The sequence below is a fragment of the Streptomyces zhihengii genome, from assembly GCF_016919245.1.
In the GTDB taxonomy this organism is placed as follows: Bacteria; Actinomycetota; Actinomycetes; order Streptomycetales; family Streptomycetaceae; genus Streptomyces; species Streptomyces zhihengii.
The window spans coordinates 90,780-109,091 of the sequence record NZ_JAFEJA010000002.1 but is presented as its reverse complement, the minus strand read 5'-3'; the positions used below and the strand labels follow the sequence as shown (position 1 = coordinate 109,091).

The following is an 18,312-nucleotide window of genomic DNA, read 5'->3' as shown; positions in this document are numbered from 1 at the left end:
GCCCATGTGAGACATCAGTGTCTCATTCAATGCGTGGCTGTCCCGGCTCCGCCGCAGGTGCGCAGGCTGCACCACCGGCGGCGGCCGCTCTCGTCGAGGAAGAGCCAGCCGCACCCCTCCCCGGGGCAGGCCCGGACCAGCAGCCGCCGCGGCTCCGCGAGCAGCCCGGCCGCGCTGCGGGCCACGGCGTACAGCGGCAGCTCCAGCCCGGCCGCGGGCCTCGTCCGCCAGTGCCCGAGGCCGTCGTCGCCGCGGACGAAGACGCCGTGCGCGGCGGCCTCGTCCACGACCGCCGCCACCTCCTGGAACGCCCGCACGTCGTCGGGGGCGGTGAGGCACGCGTACAGGCGCTCCCGGAAGCCGCGGGCCCTCGCGAGCGCGCCGGCCGCCTCCCGGGGCCGCTCGGCCGCCGTGCGCAGCAGGCCGGCCACGGCCCACTCCTCCGCCAGACCGTGGTGCCCGGCCCAGACCGCGAGCGTGCCGAACCTCCGCAGCCACTCCGAGCCCGGCAGCGGCGGCGCGCCCCAGCCGGCGAAGGTGTTGCAGAACTCCAGGGCGGGGTGCCCGCTCGTCGTCCAGGGCAGCCACTCGCCGCCGACCCGCACGGCGTGCAGCGGCGCCGCGGGGCGGTCGAGGCCGGGGTCGCCGTGGAGGATGCGCCCGTGCAGGCTCCGGAGCACGCTGCCGGGCTCGATGCCGAGCCCGTCCACCAGCGCCAGCCGGGTCCTTCGGTACAGCTCCAGGGCCTGTGCCTGGCGCCCGGCGCGGTGCAGCGCCGTCATCAGCGCGGCAACGAGCCGCTCCCGGTCCGGATGCTCCGCCGCCGGCGCGGTCAGGTCGCCGATCACCCGGTCGTGCAGGCCCAGTCCGAGGTGCTCGGCCGCGCGCTCCTCCAGGGCCGTCAGCCGCAGCCCCGCGAGGCCCTCGCCGAGGCGCTGGCGCAGCGCGCCGTCGGCGGTGTCCGCGAGCAGCGGCCCGCGCCAGAGCGCGAGGGCCTCGTCGTAGAGCCGCACCCGGCGGACGGGCTCCGCCGCGCGGCCCGCGCGGCGCACGAGGCCGGTGAAGTCGTGGACGTCGACGGTGTGGGGGCCCGTGTCCACCCGGTAGCCGTCCCCCACCGTCTCCAGGGCGACTCCGTACGGGCCGAGCGCGCCGCGCAGCCGGCCGACATAGGTGTGGACCGTGCCCCGCGCCGACGCGGGCGGGGCGCCGCCCCACAGCAGGTCGATCAGCCGGGCCGTGGTCACCATCCGGCCCGCGTCGAGCAGCAGCACCGCGAGGAGGCACCGCTCCTGCCTGCGCCGCCCGACGGACACCGGGCGTCCGTCGTGGCGGGCCTCGAAGGGCCCGAGCAACTGGAACTCCATGGGACGGGGAGCCTACGGCCCGGTCTCCCGCCCCGGCGTGGTGAGCACGTGGTGAGCGGGGGACGCGAGGCTCCTGCCGACCCATCCGGTACCCACGGCTCGGAGTTGTTCATGGGACGTACGCTCATCGCCCTCACGGCATTCGCCGCCCTCGCCGCCGGCGGCGCGGCGCCCGCGGCAGCCGCCCCCGCGTCCGGCCTGCCCGGCTGGGAACCGGCGCCGTCCGCGCCGTGGGACGTGGCGGCCGGTGTGCGCTGCGACTTCGCGGTGCACGGCGAACCGTTGGTGGACGAGGTGGTCCGGCGGGTGCTCACCCGCCACCCGGACGGCTCGCCCGAGACCGTCGCCTACCGGGGCGACCTCGTCGTCCGTGTCACCAACACCGCGAGCGGCGCCTTCCACGACGCGGACGCGAGCGGCTCCGCCCTCGTCGGGTACGGCACCGACGGCTCCCAGTCCTGGAAGGTCCTCGGCCCCGTCCTGGTGGGCGTCGGCGAGGGTCTGGGCAATCTTCCGCGCGGGCTGTACATCGTGGACGGCGTCTACACAATGGAGATCGGCCCCGACGGCCACAAGTCCGTGACCATGGCGCACGGTTCGCGCACGGACATCTGCGCGCAGATCGACTGACCGTCCGGGCACCGCCGCCACGGCCCGCTCGGGGCCCATGGCCCCCTGCGAAGGACACCCGGTGAAACCGCTGCTGCTGATCGACGTCGACGGACCGCTGAACCCCTATGCCGCCCAGCCGGAACGGCGGCCCGGGGGCTACACCACCCACCGGATGCGGCCCACCGGCTGGACAGACGGCAAGCCGCTGCGGGTGTGGCTCCACCCCGGTCACGGGGCGGAGCTGCTGAAGCTGACGCGCTGGTACGAGCTGGTGTGGGCGACGACCTGGAAGGACGAGGCCAACACCTGGATAGGACCCCGTATCGGGCTGCCCGAACTGCCCTTCGTCGACTGGCCGCAGATGCACGGACGGGCGCCGCGGGGGACGTTCTGGAAGACGCAGTACATCCTCCGGTACGCCCCCGGGCGCCCGTTCGCGTGGATCGACGACGACATCACGGACCTCGACCGCGAGTACGTCGGGCAGCACCACCTCGCCGAGGCGCTGCTCCTGCGCGTCGACGAGCGGATCGGGCTGACCCGGCCCGACTTCGACGCACTCGCCGACTGGGGGGCGGCGCTGTAGGGCCCGCCCCCGCGGAGGCTACTTCTTGGCGTCGGCCCAGGCGTGCTGTATCACCAGGTCGGCCTTGACCTCGTTGAGCTGGACGGCCACGGCCGAGGGGGCGGTGCCGCCGCGGCCGCTGCGGGAGGCGAGGGCGCCGGGGACGTCGAGCACCGTGCGCACCTCGGGCGTCAGGTGCTCGGAGATCTTGGCGAACTGCTCGTCGGTGAGCTGGTCCAGCTCGATCCCGTGCCGCTCGCACTCCTTGACGCACCCGCCGGCCACCTCGTGCGCCACCCGGAACGGCACACCCTGCTTGACCAGCCACTCGGCGACGTCGGTGGCGAGCGAGAAGCCGGCCGGGGCCAGCTCCTCCATGCGCTCCCGGTGGACCGTGAGCGTGGCCATCATGCCGGTGAAGGCGGGGAGCAGGACCTCCAGCTGGTCGCAGGAGTCGAAGACGGGCTCCTTGTCCTCCTGGAGGTCGCGGTTGTACGCGAGGGGCAGCGCCTTGAGGGTCGCGAGCAGCCCCGTGAGGTTGCCGATCAAACGGCCGGACTTGCCCCGGGCGAGCTCGGCGATGTCGGGGTTCTTCTTCTGCGGCATGATCGACGAGCCGGTGGAGAAGGCGTCGTGGAGGGTGACGAAGGAGAACTCCTTCGTGTTCCAGATGATGACCTCCTCCGCGATCCGGGAGAGGTCGACACCGATCATCGCCGTGATGAAGGCGAACTCCGCGACGAAGTCGCGGGAGGCCGTGCCGTCGATGGAGTTGCCCGCCGAGCCGCGCTCGAAGCCGAGGTCCCTGGCGACGGCCTCCGGGTCGAGCCCGAGCGAGGAGCCGGCCAGGGCGCCGGAACCGTACGGGGAGACGGCCGTGCGGGTGTCCCACTGCCGCAGCCGCTCGGCGTCCCGGGACAGCGACTGGACGTGCGCGAGCACATGGTGGGCGAAGAGCACCGGCTGGGCGTGCTGGAGGTGGGTGCGGCCGGGCATGGCGACGTCCGGGTGGGCCTCGGCGAGGGAGACGAGGGCGTCCTGGAGCTCGGCGATCAGACCGCCGATGACCCGGGCGTGGTCGCGCAGGTACATCCGGAAGAGCGTGGCGACCTGGTCGTTGCGGGACCGGCCGGCGCGCAGCTTGCCGCCGAGGTCCGGGCCGAGGCGCTCCAGCAGTCCGCGTTCGAGGGCGGTGTGGACGTCCTCGTCGGCGACGGTGCCGGTGAACTCGCCGGAGGCGACGTCCGCCTCCAGCCGGTCGAGCCCGTCGAGCATGCGCGCGAGCTCGTCGTCGGTGAGCAGGTCCGCCTTGTGCAGGACCCGGGCGTGCGCGCGGGAGCCGGCGATGTCGTACGGGGCGAGGCGCCAGTCGAAGTGCACCGAGGCGGACAGCTTGGCCAGCGCCTCTGCGGGGCCGTCGGCGAAGCGTGCGCCCCAGAGCCGGACGTCACCGGTGTTGCTGCTCACAGTTCAAGCTCCTGGAAGGTTCGGGTGTGCCACCGCCTCCCCGTGCCGGGACGGAGCGGGGAGGCGGTCTGTACAACGTCTGCGGGTCACGCGGGGTCGCGCCCGGCGGCCCCGTGCGGCATCAGGCCAGGTCGCGCTTGGCGGCGATCTTCTGGGACAGGCCGAAGATCTCGATGAAGCCCTGGGCCTTCGACTGGTCGAAGGTGTCGCCCGAGTCGTAGGTGGCGAGGTTGAAGTCGTACAGCGACTCGTCGGACTTCCGGCCGGTGACGACGGCACGGCCGCCGTGCAGGGTCATCCGGATGTCGCCGGAGACGTGCTGGTTGGCCTCGTCGATGAAGCCCTCCAGGGCGCGCTTGAGCGGGGAGAACCACAGGCCGTCGTAGACCAGCTCGCCCCAGCGCTGCTCGACCTGCCGCTTGTAGCGGGCGAGTTCCCGCTCGACGGTGACGTTCTCCAGCTCCTGGTGGGCGGTGATCAGCGCGATGGCGCCGGGGGCCTCGTAGACCTCACGGGACTTGATGCCGACCAGCCGGTCCTCGACCATGTCGATCCGGCCGATGCCCTGGGCGCCGGCCCGCTCGTTGAGCTGCTGGATCGCCTGGAGCACGGTGACGGGCCTGCCGTCGATGGCGACCGGGACGCCCGCCTCGAAGGAGATGACGACCTCGTCGGCCTCGCGCTGCTCGGCCGGGTTAGAGGTGTACTCGTAGATGTCCTCGATCGGCGCGTTCCAGATGTCCTCGAGGAAGCCGGTCTCGACGGCACGGCCGAAGACGTTCTGGTCGATCGAGTACGGGGACTTCTTGGAGGTGGCGATCGGGAGCTGCTTCTCCTCGCAGAAGGCGATCGCCTTGTCCCGGGTCATGGCGTAGTCACGGACCGGGGCGATGCACTTCAGCTCGGGCGCGAGGGCGACGATGCCGGCCTCGAAGCGGACCTGGTCGTTGCCCTTGCCGGTGCAGCCGTGGGCGACGGTGGTGGCGCCGTGCTTCTTGGCGGCGGCGACGAGGTGCTTGACGATCGTGGGCCGCGACAGCGCGGAGACCAGCGGGTACCGGTCCATGTAGAGGGCGTTGGCCTTGATCGCGGGGAGGCAGTACTCCTCGGCGAACTCGTCCTTCGCGTCGGCGACCTCGGCCTCGACGGCACCGCAGGCGATGGCGCGCTTGCGGATGACGTCCAGGTCCTCGCCGCCCTGGCCGACGTCCACGGCGACGGCGATGACCTCGGCGCCCGTCTCCTCGGCGATCCAGCCGATGGCGACGGAGGTGTCCAGGCCGCCCGAGTAGGCGAGTACGACGCGCTCGGTCACGGGTTTCTCCTTACGGCGCAAACGCTGATGGGTATAACTATGCGGTCCTCCGTATGTTTTGTCAATCGAGCGGGAAACTCGCTGGTCAGGGGTGTGGGATGACATCTAGGCTCCGACCGTCGACAGCGAGGGGGCACGGATGAGCGGGCACGCGGAGACAGGACGGGCGGCGGCACGGCTGCTGCTGGACGGCGGCGCCGCCCCGGTGCTCCCGTCCGGCGACCCGGCCTGCTGGACCGCCTTCGACGAGGAGATCCGCGACCGCCTCCGCCGGGGCCCCCTGAGCGGCGCGTCCCGCGCGGCCTCGCTGCCCGAGGCGGCGCTCTGCCACCCCGACGGCCGCACCCGCGAGGCGGCCCTCGCCCACGGGCCCCGCACACCCGCCTTCTGGCAGCTCGCCGTGATCCGCTGCGCGGACTGGGCGGAGCCGGTACGGCTGCGCGCCCGCGCCCTGCTGGCGGAGCGCCTGCGCGCCGAGCCGGGCGACGCGCTGCGCACGCTCACCCCGCTGGTGCTGCGCACCGGCCGGCGCGCGGAGGGCGCGTGGGCGCTCGGCCTCGTCACCGCCGCCTGCGAGGCCCGCCCCGACCTGGCGGCCGCCCTGCTGGACGGCACCCGCGACACGGCCACCCGGCGGCTGGCCGCGCGCGTGGTGGTGGCCGGACGGCGGCCGGGCGCGCGGGAGCTCGCCCGGCGGGCCGCGTCCGAGTCCGACCCCGTCGTGTGCCGACTGTGGTCGGAGGCAGCCCTCGCCTCGATGGCGGCCGACGGGGCGGACGACGCCGCCGTCGACACCCTGCTCGGGGCCCGGGCGCCGATGGTCCGCGCCGCGGGGGTGACGGCACTGCGCCGCGCCGGACGCACCGGGGAGGCGGCCGGGGCGCTCACCGACCGGTCGGCACTGGTCCGCGCCTGCGCGCGCTGGGCGTACGCACAGGGCGGCGGCGACGCGCACGCCCGCTATCTCCGGCTGTGCGCCGACCCGGCGTCCCTCGGCCCCGGGGCGGTGGCCGGGCTGGCCGAGTGCGGCCGGCGGGAGGACGCCGCGCTGCTCCGCCCCCTGCTGGCCCACGCCTCGGCAGCGGTGCGCGCCCGGGCCGTCGCCGGGCTGCGGTCGCTGGAGTGCGCGCCGCCCGCGCTGGTGCTGCCGCTGCTCGACGACCCGTCGCCCGCGGTGGTGCGCGAGGCGACGGGGGCCCTGCTGCCGCACGCGGCCGCCCTGCCCGCCGGAGAGCTGGCGCGGCGGCTCGCACCGGACCGGCCCACGCCCGTCCGCCGGGCGGCGTTCCGGCTGCTGCGGGCCCGGGGCGGTCTCGACCAGCTCCGGGCCGCGGTCGCGCTGCTGGCGGACGAGGACCCGGGCCTGCGGGGCAACGCCGAGTCCGCGGTGCAGTTGCGGCGATGGGTCCACGAGGTGCCGCAACGGAACGCGGAGGTCGGCGAACTGCTCGACGCGTGCGCCCACTTGTTCAGCGACTACGTGATGGCGTCGACACGGCGGCGGGTCGGGCTGCCGGGCTGAGACGGCGCCGGCGCCGGCGGCGACGGACCGGGCCGGGGGCGGGAGGAGAGAATCAGCCCATGGGGAAAGTCTATGAACACATCGACGACCGGCTCCGGGCGTTCATCGAGGCGCAGCCGGTCTTCTTCACGGCGACCGCGCCGCTCGACGGCGACGGGCACGTCAACCTCTCGCCCAAGGGGCGCAGCGGGACGCTCGTCGTCGTGGACGCGATGACGCTGGCCTATCTGGACTTCGGCGGCAGCGGCGCCGAGACGCTCGCGCATGTGCGCGAGGAGGGCAACGGGCGGATCACGCTGATGTGGTGCGCCTTCTCGGGGCCGCCGAAGGTGCTGCGGGTGCACGGCAAGGGCGAGGCGGTCTTCCGGGACGACCCGCGGTGGGCCGAGTGGATCGGGCACTTCGCCGAGGTGGACGGGCCGGCGGCCCGCGCGATCGTCGTCGTCCGCGCGGTGCGGGTCAGCGACGCCTGCGGGTTCGCCGTGCCGTACCTGGACTACCGGGAGGAGCGCACCCAGCACGCGGAGCACTTCGGGCGGAAGTCGGACGCCGAGTTCGCGGCGTACTGCGCGAAGAAGGACCACGTGGGCGTGAGCCTGGACGGGCTGCCCGCCCTCCCCCTCCCCCTGCCGGCCCGCGCCGACGACCCGCTCGGCACGGCCTGAGCACCCGGTCCGCCGCCGCCCGTGGCGGGCGGCGGCGGACCGGGGACGTCAGCGGTCGTTCTGGGCGAGGCGCAGCAGGTGGTCGGCGAGGGCCTGGCCGCCCGCCGGGTCACGGCTGATGAGCATCAGTGTGTCGTCCCCCGCGATCGTGCCGAGGATGTCCCGGAGTTCGGCCTGGTCGATGGCCGAGGCGAGGAACTGGGCCGCGCCGGGCGGGGTGCGCAGGACGACGAGGTTCGCCGATGCCTCGGCGGAGATCAGGAGTTCGCCGGAGAGGCGCCGCATGCGCTCCTCCTTGGCCGACTCCCCCAGCGGGGCCTGCGGGGTGCGGAAGCCGCCCTCGCTGGGGACCGCGTAGATCAGCTCGCCGCCGGTGTTGCGGATCTTGACCGCACCGAGCTCGTCGAGGTCCCGGGAGAGCGTCGCCTGGGTGACGCTCAGCCCGTTGTCCGCGAGCAGCTTCGCCAACTGGCTCTGCGAGCGCACCGGCTGCCGGTTGAGGATGTCCACGATCCGGCGGTGGCGGGCCGTACGGGTCTGCGGCACGGCGGGCCCGCCGTGCTCGGTGTCCTGCGCCTCGGTCATCGTCGTCTCATTCCCCGGATCGTCCTTCCCCGTCGCCGGCGGTGGCGAGGATGCCGGGCAGCGCCCGGAGGAACGCGTCCGCCTCCTCGTCGCCGATGATCAGGGCCGGCATCAGCCGGATGACGTCGGGAGCGGGGGCGTTCACCAGGAAGCCGGCACCCTGGGCCGCCTGGCGCACCTGCTGTGCGTGCGGTCCGGTGAGCACGATACCCAGCAGCAGCCCGCTGCCGCGGACGTGGGACACCCAGGGGTGGCCCAGCGCCTCGACGCCGTCCCGGAGCTTCTCGCCGATCCGCTTGACGCGGTCGAGGGCGCCGTCCGCGGCGAGGGTGTCGATGACGGCGAGACCCGCGGCGCAGGCGACCGGGTTGCCGCCGAACGTCGTGCCGTGGTGGCCCGGGCGGAGCAGGTCGGCCGCCGGCCCGAAGGCGACGGTGGCGCCGATCGGCAGGCCGCCGCCGAGGCCCTTGGCGAGCGTGACGATGTCGGGCTCGACGCCCTGGTGTGCCTGGTGCTCGAACCAGGTGCCGGTGCGGCCGATGCCGGTCTGCACCTCGTCGAGGACGAGGAGGGTGCCGGTGGCGCGGGTGATCTCCCTGGCCGCCTCCAGGTATCCCTTCGGCGGCACGGCGACGCCGATCTCGCCCTGGATGGGCTCGATGATCACGAAGGCCGTCTCCTCGGTGACGGCCGCCCGCAGGGCCTCGACGTCGCCAAAGGGGACGTGGGTCACGTCGGAGGGCAGCGGCAGGAACGGCTCGCGCTTGCCCTGCTGGCCGGTGAGCGCCAGGGCGCCCATGGTGCGGCCGTGGAACGCGCCGTCGGTGGCCACCATGTGCGTGCGGCCGGTCAGCCGTCCGATCTTGAACGCGGCCTCGTTGGCCTCCGCGCCCGAGTTGGAGAAGTAGACCCGGCCGGGCCGGCCGAAGAGCTGGATCAGGCGCTCGGCGAGCGCCACCGGCGGTTCCGCCACGTACAGGTTGGAGACGTGGCCGAGGGAGGCGATCTGACGCGAGACGGCCTCGACGACCGCGGGGTGGGCGTGCCCGAGCGCGTTGACGGCGATGCCGCCGACGAAGTCGGTGTACGCCCGGCCGTCCTCGTCCCAGACGGTGGTGCCCCGGCCGCGGACGAGCGAAAGACCCGGCGTGCCGTAGTTGTCGGTCATCACGCCCTGCCAGCGTGCGCCGAGCGCGGGCCGGTCCTGGTCGGCGGTCACTGTTCCCCCTGTCCGTCCGGCACCACCATGGTGCCGATTCCCTCGTCGGTGAAGATCTCCAGCAGGATCGAGTGCTGCACCCGCCCGTCGATCACGCGGGCGGTGGTGACGCCGTTGCGGACGGCGTGGAGGCAGCCCTCCATCTTGGGCACCATGCCGCTGGAGAGGTCCGGCAGCAGCTTCTCCAGCTGGGTGGCGGTGAGGCGGCTGATGACCTCGTCGCTGTGGGGCCAGTCCTCGTAGAGGCCCTCCACGTCGGTGAGGACCATCAGCGTCTCGGCGCCCAGCGCAGCAGCGAGTGCCGCAGCCGCCGTATCAGCATTGACGTTGTAGACATGTCCGTCGTCCTGTGAGCGTGCGATCGAGGAGACGACCGGGATCCGGCCGTCGGCGAGCAGCGCCTCGATGGCGCCGGTGTCGATCGCGGTGATCTCGCCGACCCGGCCGATGTCGACCAGTTCGCCGTCGATCCGCGGCTGGTGCCGGGTGGCGGTGATGGTGTGGGCGTCCTCGCCGGTGAGGCCGACGGCGAGCGGGCCGTGCTGGTTGAGCAGCCCGACCAGTTCGCGCTGGACCTGTCCGGCCAGCACCATGCGGACGACGTCCATGGCCTCGGGCGTGGTGACCCGCAGCCCGGCCCGGAACTCGCTGACCAGTCCGTGCCGGTCGAGGGCCGCGGAGATCTGCGGGCCGCCGCCGTGGACCACGACCGGCTTGAGGCCGGCGTGCCGCAGGAAGACGACGTCCTGGGCGAAGGCGGCCTTCAGGTCCTCGTCGACCATGGCGTTGCCGCCGAACTTGATGACGACCGTCCTGCCGTGGTGGCGGGTGAGCCAGGGCAGGGCCTCGATGAGGATCTGCGCCTTGGGGAGCGCGGTGTGCTTCCGCGTGGCGCCGGTCATGAGCTGTACGCGCTGTTCTCGTGGACGTAGTCCGCGGTGAGGTCGTTGGCCCAGATGACGGCGGACTCCGCGCCGGCGGCGAGGTCGGCGGTGATCCTGACCTCCCGGAAGCGCATGTCGACCAGCTCGCGGTCCTCGCCGACGGAGCCGTTCTTGCAGACCCAGACGCCGTTGATGGCGACGTTGAGCTGGTCCGGCTCGAAGGCGGCGGCGGTGGTGCCGATCGCGGACAGCACCCGGCCCCAGTTGGGGTCCTCGCCGTGGATGGCGCACTTGAGGAGGTTGTTGCGGGCGATGGAGCGCCCCACCTCGACGGCGTCGTCCTCGGTGGCCGCGCCGACGACCTCGATGCGGATGTCCTTGGAGGCGCCCTCGGCGTCGCCGATGAGCTGCCGGGCGAGGTCGTCGCAGACGGTCCGGACGGCCTCGGCGAAGGCGGCCTCGCCGGGGGTGACGCCACTGGCGCCGGAGGCCAGCAGCAGCACCGTGTCGTTGGTGGACATGCAGCCGTCGGAGTCGACGCGGTCGAAGGTGGTGCGGGTCGCGGCCCGCAGCGCCCGGTCGAGGGCGGCGGCCTCCAGGTCGGCGTCGGTGGTGAGGACGACGAGCATGGTGGCGAGCCCGGGGGCGAGCATGCCCGCGCCCTTGGCCATCCCGCCGACGGTCCAGCCCTCGCCCTGGGCGACGGCGGTCTTGTGCACGGTGTCGGTGGTCTTGATGGCGATGGCGGCCTTCTCACCGCCGTGCTCGGAGAGCTGGGCGGCGGCCTGCTCGATGCCGGGCAGCAGCTTGTCCATGGGGAGCAGGACGCCGATCAGCCCGGTCGACGCGACGGCGACCTCGCCGGCGCTGTGGCCGAGCACCTCGGCCGCCTTCTCGGCCGAGGCGTGGGTGTCCTGGAAGCCCTTGGGGCCCGTGCAGGCGTTGGCGCCGCCGGAGTTGAGCAGCACGGCGGTGACCTCGCCGCCCCTGAGGACCTGCTCGGTCCACAGGACGGGCGCGGCCTTGACGCGGTTGGAGGTGAACACTCCCGCGGCGGCGCGGCGCGGACCGCGGTTGACCACGAGGGCCAGGTCCGGGTTGCCGTTCTCCTTGATCCCGGCGGCGATGCCCGCCGCCGTGAATCCCTTCGCTGCGGTCACGCTCACGGCGCAACTCCAATCGTGGAAAGACCCGTGCTCTCGGCGAGCCCGAGGGCGATGTTCATGCTCTGCACCGCGCCGCCCGCGGTGCCCTTGGTGAGGTTGTCGATGGCGCTGATGGCGATGATCCGGCCGGCGGCCTCGTCGTGGGCCACCTGGATCTGGACCGCGTTCGAGCCGTGGACGGAGGCCGTGGCGGGCCACCGGCCCTCGGGGAGCAGGTGGACGAACTCCTCGTCCGCCAGGGCCTTCTCGTACGCCTCCCGTACGCCGGCCGCGGTGGTGCCGGGCCGCGCCTTGGCGGAGCAGGTGGCGAGGATGCCGCGGGACATGGGGGCGAGCGTCGGCGTGAACGAGACGGTGACCACCTCCCCCGCGACGGCGCTGAGGTTCTGGATCATCTCGGGGGTGTGGCGGTGGCCGCCGCCGACGCCGTAGGGGCTCATGGAGCCCATGACCTCGGATCCGAGCAGATGCGGCTTGAGCGCCTTGCCCGCGCCGGAGGTGCCGGTGGCGGCGGTGATCACGGCCTCGGGCTCGGCGAGCCGTGCCGCGTACGCGGGGAACAGCGCGAGCGAGACGGCCGTGGGGTAGCAACCGGGCACCGCGATGCGCTTGGACCCCTCCAGCGCGGCGCGGGCGCCCGGCAGTTCGGGCAGGCCGTACGGCCAGGTGCCGGCGTGCGGGGAACCGTAGAAGGCCTCCCAGTCGGACGCGGACGCCAGCCGGAAGTCGGCGCCCATGTCGACGACGAGGACGTCCTCGCCGAGCTGCTCGGCGACCGCGGCGGACTGGCCGTGCGGCAGCGCGAGGAAGACGACGTCGTGCCCGGCCAGCACCTCGGCGGTGGTCGCCTCCAGCACCCTCCCGGCCAGCGGCAGCAGATGCGGCTGGAGCGCGCCGAGCGGCTGCCCCGCGTTGGAGTTCCCGGTGAGGGCGCCGATCTCGACCTCGGGGTGGTTCAGGAGCAGGCGCAGGACTTCCCCGCCCGCGTACCCGCTCGCACCGGCCACTGCTGCTCGTACCGTCATCGAACCCTCCTCGTCGATGGCATGACTATACGCAGTGGCGTAGTTTTATGCAATGACGGGCGGGGGGCTCCGGGGTCGCCGCCCACGAGGGGGCGGCGCGAGGGCGGGTCGGGCGGCGTGCGCAGGTCGGGCGGCGTGCGCGGGGCGCGTACGGTGCCTGGGTCGGGCGGGGCGCGTGGGTCAGGTGCGGTGCGTGGGGCCGGTGCGGTGCGTGGGGCCAGTGCGGTGCGTGGGGCCGCTCAGGCCGCCGCCTCCAGGCACAGGTGCCAGCGGCCGGGCCGGCCGGTGAGGGTGACCGTGGAGAGCGGGCGGACGTCGACGTGCCAGTACATGGCCGGATGGGCCCGCAGCGCGTAGACGAACGCCGCCCGGACGACCGCCGGTTCGGCCACCGCGACGATCGAGCCGCCGTCGTCGGCGGGCCGGGTGTCCAGCCAGTTCCCTATCCGCGAGATGAAGGCGAGCAGCGGCTCCCCGCCGTGCGGGGCGCTGCGCGGGTCGGAGAGCCAGGCGTCGACCGCGGCCGGTTCCCGCGCGGTGATCTCGGACAGCGTCCAGCCGCGCCAGCGCCCCATGTCGCAGTCGCGCAGCGCCGGCTGGGCGAGCGGGGCGAAGCCCAGCGCCTCCCCGGTGGCCCGGCTGCGGGCGGTCGGCGAGCAGTAGCGCAGCTCGGCCGCGCTCAGCGGGATCAGGGCGTGCGCGGCAAGCTGGACCTCGTGCCACCCCGCCTGGTCCAGCGGCCGGTCGTCGTCGAACCGCTCGGTGAGCAGCGAGGAACTGCGCGCGGCGGCGACCATGGTGACCCGGACACTCATGGCGTGATGGTGCTGGCGAACGCCCCCGGGGTCAAGGGGTCACCCGAGGGGCAGTACCAGCCAGTTTCCGGGGGTGTCGAGCGGCCGGAAGCCGAGCTTCTCGTAGACGCCGTGGGCGTCCTCGGTGGCGAGCAGGATCCGGCGCAGTCCGAGCGGCGCGAAGTGGTCGCGGACCGCGGCGACCAGCGCGGTGCCCAGCCCTTCGCCCCGGGCGGGACGGTCCACGTAGACGTCGCAGAGCCAGGCGAAGGTCGCGTGGTCGGTGATGGCGCGGGCGTAGGCGGCCATCTCGCCGGTCCGTGTGTCGTAGGCGCCGAAGTTGAGCGAGCCGGCGATGGCGGCGTCCTGCTTGGCCCGGCTGCGGCCCAGCGCCCAGTAGGCATCGGTGGACAGCCAGTGGTGGACCCGCGCCGGATCCAGCCGGTCCGGGTCGGTGGAGAGGGTGTACCTGCCGTGGGTCGTCTCGCTCATCCCGCGAGGGTGGCACGGCAGCCGGACGGCTGTCACAGGGGATTCGGGCGTGCGGGCGCGGGAGCGGGGGGCCGCGCCGGTCACCCGGGAGGAGGCGGGCACGGTGTGACCGGGACCGCCGGCTGGCACCAGGGCCCCACGAGCGTCCCGCGTCCGCCGAGCGCGGGACGCCAGGCCGCGGCGGCGCCACCACGACGGCAATCCGCCCACGTCCGCCGGACCCGGGAACCGGGGCGCGGGCCCCGACCGGCCCGGCCCTGTTCGGGGGCCGCGGCGGCCGGACGCCGGGCGCGGGACGGCTGGTTCGAGGGCCGCGGCGGCCCGGACCGGCCGCGTGCATCAGGGCCGCACGAGCAGGGCCGCGTCCGACGGCCGGGCTCCGGGCCCGGTTCGGATGCCGCGGCGGCCCGATGCGGGGCCGGGCGCGGGCCGGCGCAGCGGCGGCCGGAGGCCGGGCGCGGGACGCCCGGCGGGTGCGTCAGTACGGGAGTTCCGCGCAGGCGTCGCGCAGGCGCCGTACGCCCTCGGTGATCTCGGCGGCCCCCGCCACCCCCGCGAAGCTGAGGCGGATGTGGCCGGCGGGCGGTTCGGCGCTGAAGTACGGGCGGCCCGGGGCGACCGCGACGCCGGCCCTCAGGGCGGCGGCGACCAGGGCGGACTCGTCCAGGTGGTCGGGCAGGCGCAGCCACAGGTGGTAGCCGCCGGAGGGGATGTGGGCCAGCGCGAGGTGGGGCAGATGCGTCCGGACGGCGGCGGCCATCACCCCCCGGCGGGTGCGCAGTTCGGCGGAGACGGCGCGCAGATGCCGGTTCCAGGCGGGCGAGCCGACGAGTTCGAGCGCAGCCTCCTGGAGCGGCCTGGGCACGAAGAAGGTGTCCACGACGTGGATGGCCCGCAGCCGTTCGAGCACCGGGCCGCGCGCGGCAAGCATTCCGACGCGCAGACTCGGCGAGGTGACCTTGGTGAGCGAGCTGACGTGGACGACGACCCCGTCGTGGTCGTCCGCGGCAAGCGGTCCGGGCAGCGCCCCGGCGTCGTCGTGGACGAGGCGGCGGGCGAAGTCGTCCTCGACGACGAACGCGCCCGCCTCGCGGGCGATGCGCAGCACCTCGGGCCGGCGGCCGGGGTCGAGCACGGCGCCGGTCGGGTTCTGGAACAGCGGCTGGCAGACGAAGACCCGTGCCCCGCTGGCGCGGAAGGCGGCCGCCAGCAGCTCGGGGCGCACCCCGTCGGCGTCCACCGGGACGGGCACCGGCCGCAGGCCGGCCGCGCGGGCGATGGCGAGCATGCCCGGATAGGTCGGCGACTCGACGAGGACCGGCGCCCCGGGCGGTGCCAGCGCGCGCAGCGCGGTGGTGAGCGCGGCCTGCCCGCCGGCGGTGACCAGGACGTCGGCGGGGCCCGTGGTCGCGCTGGCGCCCCGGGCGAACCATTCGCGCAGCTCGGGCAGTCCGTCGGTGGGCGGGCGGGTCCAGGCGCCGGGGCGGCGGCCCGCGCGGGCGAGGGCGTCCGCCATGGCACGTTCGGGCTGGAGCGAGGGGTGGAGGTAGCCGCCGTTGAACTCGACGACCCCGGGCGGCGGGGCGGCCAGGGTGACGAGGACGCCCGCGGCGTCGACGGCGCGCGGCACCACCTCGGCGGCGGCGTCGGCGCTGAGCGTGACCTCCTGCCAGGAGGTGTCGCCCGCGGGCGGGGCGGCGACGGCCTCGGCGCGGAAGGCGCCGGATCCGGGACGGGTGACGACGAGCCCCTCGGCGACCAGCCGGGCGAGCGCGCGGGAGACGGTGACCGGGGAGACCCGGTAGCGCTCGACGAGGGCCCGGCTCGACGGCAGCTTTCCTCCCGGTGAGTAGCGGTCGAGGTCACGCCGCAGGGAATTCGCCAGCTCCGTCACGCTGCTACTCTCGTGCATGACAGCACAGGATAGCGCTACCCGCCCCAGGACGATAGCGGTCGGCAGCGGCACCGTACTCGCCGCGCTGGGCGTGGTCGCCTTCTCGCTCACCTTCCCGGCCACGGTCTGGGGCATGGACGGCTTCGGGCCGTGGACGCTGGTCGGCGTGCGCGGTGTGCTCGCCGCGCTCCTCGCGGGCTCCTTCCTGCTGGCGCTGCGCGTCCCCGTCCCCGAGCGCCGGCACTGGGCCGGGCTCGCCGTCGTCGGCGGGGGCGTCGTACTCGGCTTCCCGCTGCTGACGACCCTGGCCCTCCAGACCTCCACCTCCTCGCACGCGGCCGTGGTGGTGGGCCTGCTGCCGCTGACGACGGCCGTCTTCGCGGCCGTCCGCACCGGCCGCCGCCCGTCGCGGGCGTTCTGGGCCGCCGCGCTCGCGGGGGCCGCGGTGGTGATCGGGTTCACCGTGCAGCAGAGCGGCGGGGCGCTGCACACGGGCGACCTCTACCTCTTCGGCGCCCTGCTGGTGTGCGCGGCGGGCTACACGGAGGGCGGGCGGCTGGCAGGCGTGATGCCGGGCTGGCAGGTCGTCGGCTGGGCGCTGATCATGTGCCTGCCCCTGTGCGCCGCGGCCTCCGCCGTCGCCCTGGCCGTCGAGCCGGTGCACCTGACGGCGAAGGGGGTGGCCGGGCTGCTGTGGGTCGCGGCCGGGTCGCAGTTCTTCGGGCTCTACGTCTGGTACCGGGGCATGGCCGAGATCGGCATCGCCCGGGCGAGCCAGCTCCAGCTCGCCCAGCCGCTGCTGACCCTGGTCTGGTCGGTGGCCCTGCTCGGGGAGCACCTCACCCCGGCCGCCCCGCTGGCCGCCGTCGCGGTCCTGGTGTGCATCGCCATCACTCAGCGCGCCCGCGCCTGAAGCCGCTGACCTGCGGCGACGTGCCAGAGATGCGGTGGGCACCCCCCGCCGTAGACTCGAAACGACCACCCAGACGGACCACCGCTTCGAGGAGGTCTCCTTCGGATGCAAGCGAACGTGGGCGACACGCTGCTGGTGCACGGGAGGACCGTGGGACAGCACGACAAGGTCGCCGAAGTCCTCGAGGTGCTGGGACAGGAGGGAAATCCTCCGTTCCGCGTCCGTTTCGACGACGGGCACGAGGCCGTCCTGTCCCCGGGCCCCGACTGCACAGTCCGGCACCACACCGAGAACGCCTGAGGCCGTGGGCCGGGCCCGGCGCGCCGTCTGCGCGCCGGGCCCGGCCCCCGAGCGGTGGCGCTTCTAGGCCGTGTCCGGCGCATGGGGCCGTCCGCCCGCAGGGCGGGGCGCGCGGGCCCGGGCCGGGTAGTGGTCGGCGACCACCCGGCTCATCGCGCCCAGCGGGTCGGCCGTGACCTCGCGCGCCGAGAAGAAGCAGTGCCCGCCGACCTCCGCGTACCGGTCGGCGAAGGCGAGGTGGCGCGACAGCTCGGCCGGGTCCTGCCACGGGGCGGGCTGGCCCTCGGCCCCGGCCTTGTAGAGCGCCTCCCCGATGTACAGGTCGACGCCCGTGCCCGCGGCCACCCGGGCCCACCAGGGCACCAGCTTCTCGTAGTCGGCGGCGGCGAAGCCCATGTTCCAGTAGACCTGCGGGATCACGTAGTCGATCCAGCCCTCGCGCACCCAGGTGCGCACGTCGGCGTGGAGGTCGTCGTAGGTCTGGACGCCGGCCCGGGTGTCCGAGCCGAGCGGGTCGGTGGCGGCGTTGCGCCACACCCCGAACGGACTGATGCCGAACGGCACGTCCTTCTTGACGGCCCGGATCCGCTCCCGCATCTCGCGCACCAGCAGATCGATGTTGGCCCGCCGCCAGGCCGCCCGGTCGCTGTGGCCGGAGCCGTGGGCGGCCCAGGCGTCGTCGTCGTCGAAGGTCTGCCCGGCCACCGGGTAGGGGTAGAAGTAGTCGTCGAAGTGGACGCCGTCGATGTCGTAGCGGCGCACCGCGTCCGTCATCGCGTCCTGGACGAAGGCCCGCACCTCGGGCAGGCCGGGGTTGTAGTAGAGCTTGCCGCCGTAGGGGACGACCCATTCGGGGTGGCGGCGGGCCGGGTGCGAGGACACCAGCCGGGAGGGGTCGTCGTGGATGGCCACCCGGTACGGGTTGAACCAGGCGTGCAGGTGGAGGCCCCGCGCGTGGGCCTCGCGCACGGCGGTGCCGAGCGGGTCCCAGCCGGGGTCGCGGCCCTGGGTGCCGGTGAGGTACTCGCTCCACGGTTCGTGGGGTGAGGGCCAGAGCGCGTCGGCGGCGGGGCGGACCTGGAAGATCACCGTGTTCAGCCGGCGCTCCACCGCGGTGTCCAGATGCGCGCGCAGCTCGGCGCGCTGGCGGGCCGCGGACAGTCCGCGTGCCGAGGGCCAGTCCCGGTTGTCGACGCTCGCCAGCCACATGCCGCGGAACTCGCGCACCGCTCTCCCCCGCCGTCCGGATCCCCGCGCGGGCTGCCCCGCCGAGGCCGCCGCGTCGCCGCCGGCGGTCATGGCCGCCAGCGCCCCCGCGGCCGTCACGACAAATCCTCTTCTCCCGATCCGTGCCAAGGTTCCCACCTTCGTCGCCGTCGACGTCGTCAGCCGTACCCGCAGAGCATGCCCGCCCCGGATGCCCGGCCACCCACACATCCGGAGTAACGTCGGGGGGTCGGTGGGCGCCGGAACCATACGGGGGACCCACCGGGCGAAGACCATCGAAAGGCATGAGGTGACGGAGTC

The 18,312-nt window shown here is 74.4% G+C and carries 18 protein-coding genes; 6 read left to right on the top strand and 12 right to left on the bottom strand.

Going from position 1 to position 18,312, the window contains the following annotated elements:
• Positions 1 to 26: 26 nt before the first annotated feature.
• On the bottom strand, positions 27 to 1,367 hold the full coding sequence (locus JE024_RS28645) for a BTAD domain-containing putative transcriptional regulator (protein WP_205376871.1): 1,341 nt from the start codon (positions 1,365 to 1,367) through the stop codon (positions 27 to 29).
• A gap of 111 nt (positions 1,368 to 1,478) precedes the next feature.
• Between JE024_RS28645 and JE024_RS28640 the strand changes: the two genes are divergently transcribed.
• Positions 1,479 to 1,997, top strand: coding sequence for a hypothetical protein (locus JE024_RS28640; protein WP_205376870.1), 519 nt, complete (start codon positions 1,479 to 1,481; stop codon positions 1,995 to 1,997).
• A 61-nt stretch (positions 1,998 to 2,058) separates the two neighbouring features.
• Positions 2,059 to 2,565, top strand: coding sequence for an HAD domain-containing protein (locus JE024_RS28635; protein WP_205376869.1), 507 nt, complete (start codon positions 2,059 to 2,061; stop codon positions 2,563 to 2,565).
• A gap of 18 nt (positions 2,566 to 2,583) precedes the next feature.
• Here the strand turns inward: JE024_RS28635 and argH are convergent, their stop codons facing one another.
• Positions 2,584 to 4,011 (bottom strand): argininosuccinate lyase, encoded by a 1,428-nt coding sequence (gene argH / locus JE024_RS28630; RefSeq protein WP_205376868.1) that lies wholly within the window; start codon positions 4,009 to 4,011, stop codon positions 2,584 to 2,586.
• A 121-nt stretch (positions 4,012 to 4,132) separates the two neighbouring features.
• Positions 4,133 to 5,326: an argininosuccinate synthase gene (locus JE024_RS28625; RefSeq protein ID WP_205376867.1), complete on the bottom strand. Its 1,194-nt coding sequence runs from the start codon at positions 5,324 to 5,326 to the stop codon at positions 4,133 to 4,135.
• Positions 5,327 to 5,465: 139 nt separating this feature from the next.
• Between JE024_RS28625 and JE024_RS41280 the strand changes: the two genes are divergently transcribed.
• Both JE024_RS41280 and JE024_RS28615 read left to right on the top strand, forming a co-directional pair.
• Positions 5,466 to 6,848, top strand: a complete 1,383-nt coding sequence (locus tag JE024_RS41280) for a hypothetical protein (RefSeq protein ID WP_244883249.1) — start codon at positions 5,466 to 5,468, stop codon at positions 6,846 to 6,848.
• A gap of 59 nt (positions 6,849 to 6,907) precedes the next feature.
• Complete coding sequence (locus JE024_RS28615) at positions 6,908 to 7,513, top strand: pyridoxamine 5'-phosphate oxidase family protein (protein ID WP_205376866.1); 606 nt, start codon at positions 6,908 to 6,910, stop codon at positions 7,511 to 7,513.
• Positions 7,514 to 7,561: 48 nt separating this feature from the next.
• Here JE024_RS28615 and JE024_RS28610 read toward each other — a convergent pair whose 3' ends face one another.
• From JE024_RS28610 to JE024_RS28575, 8 genes are all read right to left on the bottom strand, one after another.
• Positions 7,562 to 8,098: an arginine repressor gene (locus JE024_RS28610; RefSeq protein WP_205376865.1), complete on the bottom strand. Its 537-nt coding sequence runs from the start codon at positions 8,096 to 8,098 to the stop codon at positions 7,562 to 7,564.
• A 7-nt stretch (positions 8,099 to 8,105) separates the two neighbouring features.
• Positions 8,106 to 9,317: an acetylornithine transaminase gene (locus JE024_RS28605; protein WP_205376864.1), complete on the bottom strand. Its 1,212-nt coding sequence runs from the start codon at positions 9,315 to 9,317 to the stop codon at positions 8,106 to 8,108.
• Positions 9,314 to 10,219 carry an acetylglutamate kinase gene (gene argB, locus JE024_RS28600; RefSeq protein WP_205376863.1) on the bottom strand — a complete coding sequence of 302 codons (906 nt, stop codon included), beginning with the start codon at positions 10,217 to 10,219 and terminating at the stop codon, positions 9,314 to 9,316. Before argB ends, JE024_RS28605 begins: the two co-directional genes overlap by 4 nt.
• Positions 10,216 to 11,367 carry a bifunctional glutamate N-acetyltransferase/amino-acid acetyltransferase ArgJ gene (gene argJ, locus JE024_RS28595; protein WP_205376862.1) on the bottom strand — a complete coding sequence of 384 codons (1,152 nt, stop codon included), beginning with the start codon at positions 11,365 to 11,367 and terminating at the stop codon, positions 10,216 to 10,218. Before argJ ends, argB begins: the two co-directional genes overlap by 4 nt.
• Positions 11,364 to 12,392 carry an N-acetyl-gamma-glutamyl-phosphate reductase gene (argC, locus tag JE024_RS28590; protein ID WP_205376861.1) on the bottom strand — a complete coding sequence of 343 codons (1,029 nt, stop codon included), beginning with the start codon at positions 12,390 to 12,392 and terminating at the stop codon, positions 11,364 to 11,366. The genes argJ and argC overlap by 4 nt, the downstream gene beginning before the upstream one ends.
• 239 nt (positions 12,393 to 12,631) lie before the next feature.
• A complete protein-coding gene (locus tag JE024_RS28585) occupies positions 12,632 to 13,207 on the bottom strand; it encodes a histidine phosphatase family protein (protein WP_205376860.1) in 576 nt (191 codons plus the stop codon).
• Positions 13,208 to 13,246: 39 nt separating this feature from the next.
• Complete coding sequence (locus JE024_RS28580; RefSeq protein WP_205376859.1) at positions 13,247 to 13,678, bottom strand: GNAT family N-acetyltransferase; 432 nt, start codon at positions 13,676 to 13,678, stop codon at positions 13,247 to 13,249.
• 478 nt (positions 13,679 to 14,156) lie between these two features.
• Positions 14,157 to 15,590: an aminotransferase-like domain-containing protein gene (locus JE024_RS28575; RefSeq protein WP_205376858.1), complete on the bottom strand. Its 1,434-nt coding sequence runs from the start codon at positions 15,588 to 15,590 to the stop codon at positions 14,157 to 14,159.
• On the opposite strand from JE024_RS28575, the gene JE024_RS28570 reads away from it, so the two are divergent.
• Both JE024_RS28570 and JE024_RS28565 read left to right on the top strand, forming a co-directional pair.
• Positions 15,589 to 16,485, top strand: coding sequence for a DMT family transporter (locus JE024_RS28570; protein ID WP_205376857.1), 897 nt, complete (start codon positions 15,589 to 15,591; stop codon positions 16,483 to 16,485). The two genes, JE024_RS28575 and JE024_RS28570, sit on opposite strands and share 2 nt — an antisense overlap.
• Positions 16,486 to 16,590: 105 nt before the next feature.
• The gene (locus JE024_RS28565) at positions 16,591 to 16,785 is read left to right on the top strand and encodes a DUF1918 domain-containing protein (protein WP_205376856.1); all 195 of its coding nucleotides are present in this window, start codon (positions 16,591 to 16,593) and stop codon (positions 16,783 to 16,785) included.
• A 63-nt stretch (positions 16,786 to 16,848) separates the two neighbouring features.
• Here JE024_RS28565 and JE024_RS28560 read toward each other — a convergent pair whose 3' ends face one another.
• Positions 16,849 to 18,141, bottom strand: a complete 1,293-nt coding sequence (locus JE024_RS28560; protein WP_443742870.1) for a glycoside hydrolase family 10-like protein — start codon at positions 18,139 to 18,141, stop codon at positions 16,849 to 16,851.
• Between the last annotated feature and the right edge of the window lie 171 nt (positions 18,142 to 18,312).

Coding starts and splice junctions, on each gene's coding strand:
- JE024_RS28580 (WP_205376859.1), bottom strand. CDS start 13,678: ATGAGCGAGACGACCCACGGCAGGTACACCCTCTCCACCGACCCGGAC.
- JE024_RS28610 (WP_205376865.1), bottom strand. CDS start 8,098: ATGACCGAGGCGCAGGACACCGAGCACGGCGGGCCCGCCGTGCCGCAG.
- argC (WP_205376861.1), bottom strand. CDS start 12,392: ATGACGGTACGAGCAGCAGTGGCCGGTGCGAGCGGGTACGCGGGCGGG.
- argB (WP_205376863.1), bottom strand. CDS start 10,219: ATGACCGGCGCCACGCGGAAGCACACCGCGCTCCCCAAGGCGCAGATC.
- JE024_RS28615 (WP_205376866.1), top strand. CDS start 6,908: ATGGGGAAAGTCTATGAACACATCGACGACCGGCTCCGGGCGTTCATC.
- JE024_RS28570 (WP_205376857.1), top strand. CDS start 15,589: ATGACAGCACAGGATAGCGCTACCCGCCCCAGGACGATAGCGGTCGGC.
- JE024_RS28640 (WP_205376870.1), top strand. CDS start 1,479: ATGGGACGTACGCTCATCGCCCTCACGGCATTCGCCGCCCTCGCCGCC.
- JE024_RS28645 (WP_205376871.1), bottom strand. CDS start 1,367: ATGGAGTTCCAGTTGCTCGGGCCCTTCGAGGCCCGCCACGACGGACGC.
- JE024_RS28565 (WP_205376856.1), top strand. CDS start 16,591: ATGCAAGCGAACGTGGGCGACACGCTGCTGGTGCACGGGAGGACCGTG.
- JE024_RS41280 (WP_244883249.1), top strand. CDS start 5,466: ATGAGCGGGCACGCGGAGACAGGACGGGCGGCGGCACGGCTGCTGCTG.
- JE024_RS28575 (WP_205376858.1), bottom strand. CDS start 15,590: ATGCACGAGAGTAGCAGCGTGACGGAGCTGGCGAATTCCCTGCGGCGT.
- JE024_RS28585 (WP_205376860.1), bottom strand. CDS start 13,207: ATGAGTGTCCGGGTCACCATGGTCGCCGCCGCGCGCAGTTCCTCGCTG.